A 12,410-nucleotide genomic window follows, 5' to 3' on the forward strand; every position below is an offset into this window, starting at 1 on the left:
CCGTCACGCCTTTTCCGTCGCACCCGCGAGTTCTTCACCGGGAATGTCCACCGGGAGTCGTTCGGCCGCTTTGTATCTCAGCGCCGCCGAGATGAGCGCCGCGAACAGCGGATGGGGACGGGTCGGGCGGCTCTTCAGCTCCGGGTGCGCCTGGGTGGCGACGAAGAACGGATGCACGTCGGCGGGCAACTCGACGAACTCGACCAGATGCCCGTCCGGCGAGGTGCCGCTGAACTTCAACCCGCTCTCGGCGATCTTGTCGCGGTAGGCGTTGTTCACCTCGTAGCGGTGACGATGACGCTCGGAGACCTGCTCGCTGCCGTAGGCCTGGGCAACGACCGAGCCCTTCGCCAGGGTGGCCGGATACGCCCCGAGGCGCATGGTGCCACCGAGGTCGGCTTCACCTGCCACGGCCTGCTCCTGGTCGGCCATGGTGGAGATGACCGGATGCGGTGTGTCCGGTTCGAATTCGGCCGAGTTCGCCTCCGCGAGTCCCACCCTGCGAGCCGCCTCGATCACCACGCATTGCAGCCCGAGGCACAAGCCGAGCAGGGGAATGCCGCGGTTGCGCGCGTAGTGGATCGCCCCGACCTTGCCCTCGATGCCCCGGATGCCGAATCCGCCGGGAATCAGCACGGCGTCCACGTCGCGCAGCGCGTGCTGCGCGCCGGAGGGGGTCTCACACTCGTCGGAGGGCACCCAGCGGATGTTCACCTTGGCACGCGATGCGAAACCGCCCGCGCGCAGCGCCTCGGTCACCGAGAGATAGGCGTCGGGCAGGTCGACGTACTTGCCGACCAGTGCGACCTCGACCGTCTCGCGCGGCGAGTGCACCCGGTCGAGCAGGTCGCCCCACACGGTCCAGTCCACGTCCCGGAACGGCAGGCCCAGCCTGCGCACCACGTAGGCGTCGAGGCCCTCGCGGTGCAGCACGCGCGGGATGTCGTAGATCGACGGCGCGTCCGGGGTGGAGATGCAGGCGTCGACCTCGACATCGCACATCAGCGCGATCTTGCTCTTCAGCGCCTGCGGGACCTCGCGGTCGCAGCGCAGGATCAGCGCGTCGGGCTGGATGCCGATATTGCGCAGCGCCGCCACCGAGTGCTGGGTCGGCTTGGTCTTCAACTCACCGGACGGCGCGAGGTAGGGCACCAGCGACACGTGCAGGAAGAAGACGTTGTCCCGGCCGACGTCGTGGCGGATCTGGCGGGCCGCCTCCAGGAACGGCTGCGACTCGATGTCGCCGACGGTGCCGCCGATCTCGGTGATCACCACGTCCGGGGTCTGGCCCTGTAGATCCGGGCCGCGCATCGCGAGAATCCGGTGCTTGATCTCGTCGGTGATGTGCGGAATCACCTGCACCGTGTCGCCGAGGTACTCGCCGCGGCGCTCCTTGGCGATGACCGACGAATAGATTTGCCCGGTGGTCACGTTCGCGTCCCGGGACAGGTCCCGGTCGAGGAAGCGCTCGTAGTGGCCGACGTCCAGGTCGGTCTCCGCGCCGTCCTCGGTCACGAACACCTCGCCGTGCTGGAACGGGTTCATCGTGCCGGGATCGACGTTCAAGTACGGGTCGAGTTTCTGCATGGTGACGCGCAGCCCACGCGCCGTCAGCAGCTGACCGAGGCTGGAGGCGGTAAGACCTTTACCCAATGAGGAGGCGACACCACCGCTGACGAAGATGTGCTTCGTGGCCGTTCGCGCCTGAATCCGTGTTTGACCCACGGGTCTTCACGGTAACACGAATCCGCCCGTCCGTTCGAATGCCACGCGAGTTTGCTCACCAGTCGCCAGGCCGCCGATCAGAGCATCGGCGGCCCGAGTGTGAGCCGGGTCGCGTCACGCTGGGCACGGGTGACCGGTAGCCGGAGCCGGGCGACCCACCGCAGCGGCTGTCGGAGGCCCGAGCGGGCGCGGGAATCCCCTGGCTCCGGCGGTGACGGAAGTCGTCGGGCCGCTCAGCCCGGGACCGCGGCCAGGGTCAGCGAGGCGGCTTTGGCGCCGGTGCCGTAGCGGCCCGCGCCGCCGCCGAGCTGTTCACCGAGCGCGAGCACGGTGGTGACGCGGCCGAGCTCTCGTTCGAGGTTGTCGACGGTGCTCACCTGGGCCGCGAGCGCGGCGTCGGCGCGGACGACGGCGATCGGCCCCTGCCCGTCCGCGGCGCCGGCGCGACCGGCGAGGACCACCCCGGCGCCACGGCCACGCAGGGCTCCGGCGAAGCGGGCGATATTCGCCCCAGCACTGTTCTCGGCGGCGTCGATGCCGTCGCCGGTGATCACGACCGCGAGTTGCGCGGGCCGGACCGGCGTGTCGCCATAGGCGAGGAATCCGCCACCGCGCAGGGTCTCCAGCACCAGCTCGAGCTCCTGCGGAGTGCCCCGAGGTTGCCCGTCGGCCGGGTCCAACAGCAGGACCAGGCCGAGCAGATCACCGGCCATACTGCCCTGGTCCACCGCGCCGGTACGCAGTTGCGCACCCGCCGGGATGACGTTGGTGACGGCCGTGCGCATCCGGTCGCCCTCGGTCGCGTCGGCGAATGCCTCGGTCAGCGCGATCCGGCCGGTGACGCCGGCGCCGGACATCTCGAGTGATCGGGTCACCGCGTCGACGTCCCCGGGGTCGGCGTCCGGCGTGGTGAACACCACGACGCCGCGGTCGGCGAGCGCACCGCCGAGGATGCGACCGGAGGATCCGGCGATGAACCGGTCGGCGGCGCCGGCCTGGTCCCCGAGCCTGCGGTTCTGCTCGGTCAGGGTGTCGACCTGCTGCCGCAGATCGGTCTTGTCCGCCCGCAATCCCGACAGCAGATCGGCCGCGAGCGTCTGGGATCCGAGCACCACTCCGATCGCGAGTGCGAGGAAGATCGCGGCAATCGAGATGGCGTGCCGGCGCATCGATATCATCGTTCTCCCTTTAGAGTTCCCACGATCCGAACTGCCCTTGGGCCCACCGCGCGAAGCGGTTCCAGGTGTCCACACCCCAGTCCGTGAAGTCCCCGCCACTGTTGGACGCCAGCAAAACGACGATCACGGCGACCAGCGCCGCCAGCACCACCAGCGCGACGGCGATCCCGGACACCCGGCTGCCGTACAGGGTCGCGACGGCTTTCGCGTCCATCAGCTTCGTGCCGACCTTGAGCCGGGTGAGGAACGTAGCCGGATTGCTGTCGCGGCGGCCGCGATCGAAGAAGTCGTCGAGCGAAGCGGGCGCTCCCGCCGTGACGATCAGCGCGGCGCCGTGATGATCGGCCAGCAGCAGCGCCAGGTCGGCGGCCGAACCCGAGGAGGGGAAGGTCGTCGCGCCGATGCCGAGGTCCTGGATGCGTTCCAGCCCCTTCGCGTGGCCGTCGGTATCGGCGGGAAGAATCACCTCGGCGCCGCATTTCATCGTCGCGGAAGTGATCTCGTCGGGGTCTCCGACGATGACGTCGGGCCGATAGCCCCGCCTGCGCAGCGTGTCGGCGCCCCGGCCGACGCCGATCAGGATCGGGGCGTACTCCTTGATGAACGGCTTGAGCCGCTGCAGATCCTCGGCGTGATCCGGGCCGTCTGCGACGACGACCACGTGCCGATGCTTCATCACCAGGTTCAGTTCCGGGACGCCGAAGCCGTCGATGAGCAGCGCGCTCTCCGTCCGGATGAACTCGATGGTGTTGCCCGCGAAGGCTTCCAGGTGATCGGCCAGTCCATTGCGCGCCTCGATCATCCGCTCCGCGATGGCGGACCGGGTGAGCTCGATGCCCTCGACGAGGACCTCCGGCTCCTTCTTGATCAGCTTGTCGGCGTAGACCACGCCGTCGACGACGCGGACCTTGACGCCGTCTTTGATCTTCTTGAACGCGTCCGAGCTCACGGTGTCCAGCAGCAGGATCCCGTTGGCCACGAGCGCTTCGGGACCCAGATTCGGGTAGCGGCCGGAGATGGACGGCGAAGTGTTGATCACCGCGCCGACACGCGCCTCGACCAGCCGGTCGGCGGTCATCCGGTCCAGGTCCATCTCGTCGAGGACGACGATGTCGCCCGGCCCGACCCGCCCGAGCAGCCGCCGGGTGTTGCGATCCACCCGGGCCGTCCCGATCAGACCAGGAAGCGTTTCGGTGTTTCTCGACAACAGCGCCGGCATCCTCATGCGCCGATGATGGCGGCAAACTCTCAACCATTGGTGGAGGCGCGCCGTCTCATCGCCTGCATTCGTCCACCGTTTCTCCGTCTGACGATCGCCCGAACAAGGCCCGGCATCCGGCCGCCAGCACCGGAATGCAACGCGACGCTCGACATAAGTTTCAATATTTATGCTGGTAAAGCGGATTTCCCAAGCAATCCGAGAATGCGGATAGACGATCATGACACTCGGCCCGATCGTCCGCGCCGCCGTGTGAACCGCGGCGATACGACCGGCGTTTCCAACCAGACCACGCGCCGCATTACAGCCCGGTTCGAAGTTCAGCGAACGAGCCGCTACCGCGCCGATAAACCCTCTGATTGTCGGCCGCCGCGACAACCCGAACGTTTCTGGCGAGGCTGCTGCGCCGCTCGACCCGGAGCGGATCCGCGAACCGATTCAGGACCGGTTGCCGTCGGCATTTCGATCATTGAGCACCAGCCCGCACGGCTCCGCGCCGAGTGTGACGCGGACGACACGTGCACCGAGCGGCGCACCCGGTAGCTATATGCTGCCGGTCACAGATAGTTCGAAGAGGAGAACCTATGGCCAGCACCACCGTCGACGCCGTCATCGCCGCCCCGCGCGAGGTCGTCTATCGGCTCTTCGCCGACCGCGAGAGCATCAGCCCCTTCATTCCCGTACAGGTCAAGCTGGTCAAGCCCGGCCTCACCGAACGGGAAGGCGTCGGCGCCCAGCACCTGATCGGCCTCGGCCCGGTCGGCGTCACCGAGGAGATCACCAAGCTCGTGCCCGGCGAGCGGATGGAGTACAAGATCGTCAAGGGCGCGCCGGTGAAACGCCACGTCGGCATCGTCACCTTCGCCGACGCGGACAACGGCACCCTGGTCTCCTACACGATGGACTCCGACCCGAAGCTGCCGGTGCCCGCCAAGGTGCTGGAATTCGGATTGAAGAACCTGATCGGCCAGTTCATCAAGGGCGCGCAGAAGGCGGTGCGCTGACCGGCGCGCTCAGCGCGTCGCCGCCTCGGCGCCCGCTTTCTCGGCGCGCGCCGTCGCCAGCAGTTCCTCCGCGTGCGCCCGGCCGGTCTCGGTGTCGTCGAGACCGGCCAGCATGCGCGCCAGTTCGATCACCCGCTCGTCGTTGGTGAGCGCACGCACGCCACTGTTCACGGCGCCCTTGCCGTTATCGGATTTGTCGACGACCAGGTGCGTGTCGGCGAACGCCGCGACCTGCGGCAGATGGGTCACCACGATCACCTGGTGGGTACGCGCCAGCCGGGCCAGCCTGCGCCCGATCTCCACCGCGGCCCGGCCGCCGACACCGGCGTCGACCTCGTCGAACACCATGGTCGCTCCGTGATCGGAACCGGCGAGCACCACTTCCAGCGCGAGCATCACACGCGACAACTCGCCGCCGGATGCGCTCTTGCTCAACGGCAACGACTGCGCTCCGGAATGCGCCGACAGCCGGAATTCCGCCTCGTCGACGCCTGTGGTCCCGGCGTGCAACTCCCGGCCGTCGATGGTGAGCGGCGCCGAGTCCTGCGCGCTCGCGGGCAGCGGCCGCACCTCGACCTCCAAGCGCGCTTTCCCCATCGCCAGGCCACCCAGCTCGGCGCTCACCGCGGCCGCCAGCTTGCCCGCGGCCTTGGCCCGCGCGGCGCTCAGCTTCTTCGCCGCCTCGCGCACCCGATCGGCGGCGGTCTCCACCTCGGCGGCGAGCTTGGCCAGCGCCTCCTCGGAGACATCGAGCGAGCCGAGCCGGCTGCGCGCCTCCTGCGCCCAGGCGAGCACCCCGTCGATGTCGGGTGCGTACTTACGGGTCAGCGTCTTCAGTTCGGCCTGCCGGGTGAGCAGCGAATCCAGGGCTCCCGGGTCCGAAGGCAGGTCGGAGAGGTACCCGCTCAGCTCGGTGGTCACGTCGACCACCACCGCGATGGCATCGGCCAAGCGCGGCGCGAGCGCGACCAGCGCCGGATCGTCGGCGGCCTCGATGCGGGCGCGCGCGGCGCCGAGCGCTTCCAGCGCGCCGGAACCGTCTTCGGGTGCGTCGGCCGCTCCGGCGAGCGCACCGTGAGCGGTGGCCGCCGCGTCTCGCAGCGAATCCAGATCGCTGAGCCTGCGCACCTCGTCGACGATGCGCACGTCTTCGCCGGGTTCGGGCGCGACGGCGTCGATTTCGTTCAACGAGTGCTTGAGCCGATCGGCCTCGAGGGCCAATTCCCTGCTGCGCGCGGTCCGTTCGAGCAGTTCGGTGCGGGCGTCGAGCCACGATCGGCGCAGCACCTGGTACTTGCGCAGCAGAGCACTCACCGTGTCGCCCGCGAATCGGTCCAGCGCCGACAATTGCTGCTCGGGGCGCTGCAAACGCAGCTGATCGTTCTGGCCGTGCACGGTCAGCAACGGCGCCGTGAAGTCGGCCAGCACCGAGGCCGGGACGCCGCGGCCGCCGAGATGGGCACGGGAGCGTCCATCGCTGCCGACCGTGCGGATCGCGATGACGCTGCCGTCGTCGTCCTGCTCGGCCGCGGCCGCTTCGAGCACCTGCGCGACCTCGGCACGGGCGGCTTCGTTGACGTCGTCGATGGTGAAGCGGCCCTCCACCACGGCGCGGGACGCGCCGAGCCGCACGCGGCCCGCGTCCGCGCGGGCGCCGCTGAGCAGATGCAGGCTGGTCACCACCATCGTCTTGCCCGCGCCGGTCTCGCCGGTCAGGCAGGTCAGGCCCGCGTGGAATTGCGCGGTCGCCTTGGAAATGACGCCAAGGCCGTCAATCCTGATCTCTGTCAGCACTCGTGCTCTCCGTTCGCCGTCGGCCACGCCAGCCTGTCACGGGCAATTGGAACTTCCGCACCATCCGGTCGGCGAACGGTGCGGAGTCCAGCCGCACCCAGCGCACCGGTTCGGCGCCGCGAAACGCCTCGACCCGGCCCCCGCTGGGCAGTGCGAGCGTGCGCCTGCCGTCCAGGAAAACTATCGCATCGTGACCTGTCGCCACGGACTCGACCGCGATCCGCGAATCCGGGCTGGTGACCAGCGGGCGCGCGAACAAAGCATGGGCATTGCTCGGAATCACGAGCAACGCTTCCAGTTCCGGCCACACCACAGGACCGCCCGCGGAGAAGGCGTAGGCGGTCGATCCGGTCGGCGTCGCGATGAGGATGCCGTCGCAGCCGAAGGCCGACACCGGCCGGCCGTCGACCTCCAGCACCACTTCCAGCACGCCCATGCGGGAAGCGTTCTCGATGCTCGCCTCGTTCAACGCCCAACCGCTGTCGGTGATCTCGTCGTCGACCCGGACCGTGACGTCGATCGTCATCCGATGCTCGATCGTGTAGTCGCGCCGGACCACCTGTGCGAGCGCATCGTCCAGATGCTCGGCCTCCGCCTCGGTGAGAAAACCGATGCGGCCGAGGTTGATACCGAGCACCGGCACCGTTGCCGGGCGCGCCAACTCGGCGGCGCGCAGAAAGGTTCCGTCGCCACCGAGCGCGAGCACCATCTCGCAACCGACCGCGGCCTGCGGGCTGTGTTCGACCACGCACACCGGATAGCCTCCCGGCTCGGCCGCGAATCGCGTGCTGTCCGCCTCGTCGGCGAGCACACGCAGGCAGATGCCCGCGTCGGCGAAGATCTTCGCCACCCGGTGGGCGGTCTCGATGATCTCCGCGCGGCCCGGATGGGACACCAGCAGAATCTCCCGGCCGTGGCGCCGGCCCGGCGCGTTCACTGTGGACCCTCCTCAACCGCACGCTCGACCAGCGCCGCGACCTGTTCGCCGTCGAACTCGACCGGCCCGTCCTTACGCAACCACAAGAAGTATTCGACATTGCCGGACGGACCCGGCAACGGGCTCGCCACGACACCGACAGTGCGCAGGCCCAGCCCTGCGGCGGCCGCCGCCACCGTACGCACCGCTTCGGCGCGCAGCGCGGGATCACGCACCACGCCGCCGGAGCCGACCCGCTCCTTGCCGACCTCGAACTGCGGCTTCACCATGGGCAGCAGGTCGGCGCCTGCCGCGGCGCAGGCCGCGAGCGCGGGCAGCACCAGGCTCAGCGAAATGAACGACAGGTCGCCCACCACCACTTCGACCGGGCCGCCGATGGTTTCGGGTGTCAGACCGCGCACGTTGGTCCGGTCGAAGACCCTGACCCGCTCGTCGTTGCGCAGCCGCCACACCAGCTGGCCGTACCCGACGTCGACCGCGACGACCTCCCGCGCTTCCCGCGCGAGCAGCACGTCGGTGAAGCCGCCGGTCGAGGCGCCCGCGTCCAGGCAGCGCTTGCCCGGCACCGACAGCCCTTCCGGCTCGAACCGCTCCAGCGCGCCGAGCAGTTTGTGCGCGCCACGCGAGGCCCAGGAGACCTCGTCGGGCTCCTCGCGAACCAGCAGTGGTGTGCCCGCCTCGACTGCGGTCGCCGGCTTCACCGCGACCGTTCCAGCTATCAGGACGCGGCCCGCGCCGATCAGCTCGACCGCGTGTTCTCGCGATCGCGCCAATCCGCGGCGAACCAGCTCCGCGTCCACCCGTGCGCGTCTGGCCACCTCAGATCTTGTCCACCGTGGCCAAGGCCTGTACCAGCACGTCATGTGCCTGCTCCAGGATGCGAGCGCGACGGGTGATGTCGACTCCGGCCTCCGCGCTCTCGGCCGCGGGCGCGGCCCGGCCGGGGCGGTCGAGTTCGGCGAGCAGACTGTCGACCTCGCCACGGATTCGATCCGGATCGGCGGGTTCCGGACGCCCTTGCGCGCCCGGCAGGTGCTGACCGGGCAAGGGCGCCCCGGGGCGGTGACCTTGCTGACCGGCGGCCGTACCGGGACCGTTCGGACGAGGCATAGGAGTAGTCATCGTGGCGTCAACGCTATCGGATTTCCGAATCCGACGCGCGTACCGTCACAGCTCGTCCCGGGTTGCGCTGGAGCAACTCGCCGAGGCCGGCTTCCGGCTCGGCGGCTACGACCGCGTGGTTGAGGGCGTCGAGAGTGTCTGCGACATAGGTCGGAATTTGCCCGTCCGGGGCGTTGCGCAGTTCGTCCAGGGTGCTGACGCCGGTGAGCACCAGCAACGAGTCGAGCCCGACCCGGTTGGCGCCTTCGATATCGGTGTCGAGACGGTCGCCCACCACCAAGGCGCTGCGGGAACCGGCCCGGACGAGAGCGTCCTCGAGCAGCGGCGCATACGGTTTGCCCGCCACGATCGGCTCCCGATCGGAAGCGGTGCGCAGCGCGGCGACCATCGCACCGTTGCCCGGCGCGAGGCCGCGTTCGTTCGGCAGCGTCCGGTCGGTGTTCGCCGCGACCCAGAGTGCGTCCGCGCGCAGGGCGTAGGCCGCTTCGGCGAGATCCGGCCATGCGGTGTGGGGTGAATGTCCCTGCACCACAGCGGCGGGAGCGTCGCCGTCGAAGCGCCGGATCGCGCACAGCCCGACCGCGTCCACCTCGGCGGCCAGGTCGTCGGTGCCGACGACGAGTACCCGCGCTCCCCGGCCGAGCCGCTCGGCCAGCAACCGTGCCGCCGCCTGGGCGCTGGTGACCACGTCGTCGGGAGACGCGGGGAAGCCGAGTTCCGACAGATGCGCGGCCACGACGTGCGGCCCGCGGCTGGCATTGTTGGTGACGTACACCAGCCGCTGATCCGCCTGTCCTGCCGCGGCCAGCGCCTCCGGCGCCCCCTCGATCACCTCGTGACCGCGATACAGCGTGCCGTCCAGATCCAGCAGCAGGGCTCGGTAGCGATCTCGTAGCCGCTTCACACCACTCTCACTCCGTGTCACCGATCGGCGCCGTGCCGACTCATAACCGCCGGACCCCTCCGGCAGCACAGCCGCTCGGTGAGGCCGAGACACTCGAACCCTACGCCAGACCACGGACCCGGAAGACGTGGCATCAGACACTCGGATACTGCGGATCGCAAGCGTCACAGCGCACTTTCGCAGAGGAGGGCTGGGCTTCCTCCCCTCCTCGCACGCCTTCCCCAGGGGTATGACCGCCACCACAACCAGCTCGCGCGGCGAACGCTTCCCCATACTCGAACCAGACGGTCGGTCGGCCCGCCTCCCGGATCGCCGGAGCCGTGGCACGCGATGGAGCCACGCAAGATGCGCGGCGCGACTCGTGCGACCGCAGGGCAAGACGAGCATCCGATCTGCCCGCTGCGCCCATCACAGTCTCTCTTGCCGATCGAACTCAGCACCATGGGTCTCGGCACGTCGCACGTCAGAATGAATAGCCTGCCACGGGTGTACGCGGTCACCGCGAAACCGAGACCGTAGGACGCCGAGCGACCTACGGGGCACGACCAACCACTAGGCGCCTACCGCGCCACCGCTACCTCAGAAGGGAAAGCGTCGGCGCGCCTGATGTGAGCGAGTGTGGCCCTACGAGCCGCCCGTTCGTTCCGCCTCGATCTGCTGAGACCGCTCGTCGCAGTGGACGTCGCGGCCGAATGCTCTCTGCATCGCAAGGATCAGATGTTGTTTTCCCCGGTGAGTTCGGCGGCGCGTTCTTCCGCATCCGTTTCGCCGTCCAGATCGGCCGACGCGGCGTTGAGGAACCAGGTGAGGCCCTCGTCCGTGCGGCCGGCGGCGACGAGGGCGTCGGCGTATGCGTAGAAGAGCCGGGCCGCCGCGGAACCGGTCCGGGAGGGATCGAGATCCGAGGTCTGCAAGGTAACGACGGCCTGGTCGTACTGGCCGAGATCCATCCGCGCGCCGGCGACGACGATCCGCAGCTCGGTCGCCTCGTCGCCGCGCAAGGCGCGCGCCTCGTCACTGCGACCGAGTTCGATCGCGCGTTCCGGGCGTCCCAGACCACGCTCACAGTCGGCCATGACGGCCAGCAGCCCGGAGCCGCCGGACATCCGGCGCGCGGTGCGCAGTTCCGACAATGCCTCGGCCCATTCGCCGGCGTGATAAGCCACCACGCCCGCGGTCTCACGGACGACGGCGATCCGTCCGGCACGCTGCCGCGCGGCCCTGGCGTGCGCGAGAGCCAGGCCCGGGTCGTCGTCGAGCAGGCGCACGGCCATCACCAGGTGACGGGCGACCGTTTCGGCGTTGCCTTTGTCCAAGCTGAGCAGATCACGGCGCACTGCCGTGTCGAGATCGGCGGCCTGCACCTCGTCCGGCAGATCCGGCTCCTCCGGCCGCGGCGGGCGGCGGTCGAGGGCACGGCCCGCACTCTCACGGGCGCCTTCCCCGCCTCGACGGCGATCCTGCGATGCGTCACCGCGTGAAGCGCGATCCTCGCGGTTTTCGCCGCCCCTGCGGGCATCGCGATCCGGTCGAGGGCGCTGGGTCGCGTCATCTCGACGCTGGAAGCCGGAGTCAGCCCGTCGTCCCGCATCACCGCGCTCCGCGGAATCTCCGCGTCGTCCGAACCCGCCGCGCGCGCTCGGTTCACCGCGGCGGGCAGCGTTACGGTCGCCGGAATCCTCACGGCGCCGGTTGAATCCACCGCGCGTCTCGCCACGATCGGACCCACCGCGAGCACCGGAGTCCTCTCTGGATCGGAATCCACCGCGCGTCTCGTCGCGCCGCTCTCCGGCATCGCTCCGGCCCTTGAATTCACTACGATCGCCCGAGCCGCTCCGGCCCGCGGACTCGTCCCGTCGCTGGAACCCGCCGCCCTTGGCCGCGTCGCCGCCACGCCGGAAACCCCCGGTGTCACCACTCCGGTCGCCGGACTCAGAGCGCTTGAAACCACCCCGGTCGCCGGAACCACGACGCTCGCCGAAGCCACCGCGCTGGCCGGAACCCGCGTTGTCACCACGACGGTTGAACCCGCCGGAACTTTCGCGCCGCTGGTGACCACCCCGGTCGGATGAACTGTCCGGTCGGCTCTGGCCGCCCGATTCCCCGCGGCGGGTGAAGCCCCCGCCTCCCCCGGAGTCGGCGCGGCGCTGAAATCCCCCGCCGCGTTTGTCCGAGTCCTGGTTGTCGCCGCGCCGACCGGACCCGGGATCGGGAGCGCCGCGCCGGAAGGGCTTCCGATCGTCGTTTTGTTCCGGCACGGTGCTGCCTTTCTTGGTATCGCGAAGAGTGGTTGTACCCACAGATTCAATCACGCGCCCGCGGTGGGAAGCGGGCGCGGCAAGGTTCGTCGGAGCTCTGTCAGGTGCTCAAACGCAGATAGGGGACCCAGATTCTGGGTCCCCTATCTCGAAGGATGTTCCGGCGGTGTCCTACTCTCCCACACCCTGTCGAGTGCAGTACCATCGGCGCTGGCAGGCTTAGCTTCCGGGTTCGGAATGGGACCGGGCGTTTCCCTACCGCTATGGCC

General features: G+C 69.5%; 9 protein-coding genes, 1 rRNA gene and 1 pseudogene. 1 reads left to right on the forward strand and 10 read right to left on the reverse strand.

The window, feature by feature from the left end; genetic code table 11:
- Window positions 1–3: 3 nt before the first annotated feature.
- The 3 genes from GVY39_RS31120 to steA all read right to left on the reverse strand — a co-directional run bounded on the left by GVY39_RS31120 (window position 4) and on the right by steA (window position 4,128).
- Entirely contained in the window at window positions 4–1,725 is a 1,722-nt protein-coding gene (locus tag GVY39_RS31120; RefSeq protein ID WP_159930519.1) for a CTP synthase, read from the reverse strand.
- A gap of 233 nt (window positions 1,726–1,958) precedes the next feature.
- Window positions 1,959–2,903, reverse strand: a complete 945-nt coding sequence (locus GVY39_RS31125; RefSeq protein ID WP_159930518.1) for a copper transporter — start codon at window positions 2,901–2,903, stop codon at window positions 1,959–1,961.
- A gap of 10 nt (window positions 2,904–2,913) precedes the next feature.
- The gene (gene steA / locus GVY39_RS31130) at window positions 2,914–4,128 is read right to left on the reverse strand and encodes a putative cytokinetic ring protein SteA (protein ID WP_159930517.1); all 1,215 of its coding nucleotides are present in this window, start codon (window positions 4,126–4,128) and stop codon (window positions 2,914–2,916) included.
- 578 nt (window positions 4,129–4,706) lie between these two features.
- Here steA and GVY39_RS31135 point away from each other — a divergent pair.
- Window positions 4,707–5,126 (forward strand): SRPBCC family protein, encoded by a 420-nt coding sequence (locus GVY39_RS31135; protein WP_159930516.1) that lies wholly within the window; start codon window positions 4,707–4,709, stop codon window positions 5,124–5,126.
- 9 nt (window positions 5,127–5,135) lie between these two features.
- On the opposite strand, the gene recN is transcribed toward GVY39_RS31135, so the two are convergent.
- From recN to rrf, 7 genes and pseudogenes are all read right to left on the reverse strand, one after another.
- Window positions 5,136–6,920: a DNA repair protein RecN gene (recN, locus tag GVY39_RS31140; RefSeq protein ID WP_159930515.1), complete on the reverse strand. Its 1,785-nt coding sequence runs from the start codon at window positions 6,918–6,920 to the stop codon at window positions 5,136–5,138.
- Window positions 6,898–7,857, reverse strand: a complete 960-nt coding sequence (locus GVY39_RS31145; protein ID WP_159930514.1) for an NAD kinase — start codon at window positions 7,855–7,857, stop codon at window positions 6,898–6,900. Before GVY39_RS31145 ends, recN begins: the two co-directional genes overlap by 23 nt.
- Window positions 7,854–8,675 (reverse strand): TlyA family RNA methyltransferase, encoded by an 822-nt coding sequence (locus tag GVY39_RS31150; RefSeq protein ID WP_159930513.1) that lies wholly within the window; start codon window positions 8,673–8,675, stop codon window positions 7,854–7,856. Before GVY39_RS31150 ends, GVY39_RS31145 begins: the two co-directional genes overlap by 4 nt.
- Window position 8,676: 1 nt before the next feature.
- The gene (locus GVY39_RS31155; RefSeq protein ID WP_240679485.1) at window positions 8,677–8,979 is read right to left on the reverse strand and encodes a hypothetical protein; all 303 of its coding nucleotides are present in this window, start codon (window positions 8,977–8,979) and stop codon (window positions 8,677–8,679) included.
- A gap of 13 nt (window positions 8,980–8,992) precedes the next feature.
- Window positions 8,993–9,883, reverse strand: a complete 891-nt coding sequence (locus GVY39_RS31160) for an HAD-IIA family hydrolase (protein ID WP_159930512.1) — start codon at window positions 9,881–9,883, stop codon at window positions 8,993–8,995.
- Between the two features lie 713 nt (window positions 9,884–10,596).
- A pseudogene (locus GVY39_RS31165) lies at window positions 10,597–11,565 on the reverse strand (hypothetical protein); the annotation flags it as partial.
- 734 nt (window positions 11,566–12,299) lie between these two features.
- Window positions 12,300–12,410, reverse strand: a 5S ribosomal RNA gene (gene rrf / locus GVY39_RS31170); the annotation flags it as partial.

This window comes from Nocardia sp. CY15 (assembly GCF_009829295.1).
GTDB classification, from domain to species: Bacteria; Actinomycetota; Actinomycetes; order Mycobacteriales; family Mycobacteriaceae; genus Nocardia; species Nocardia sputi.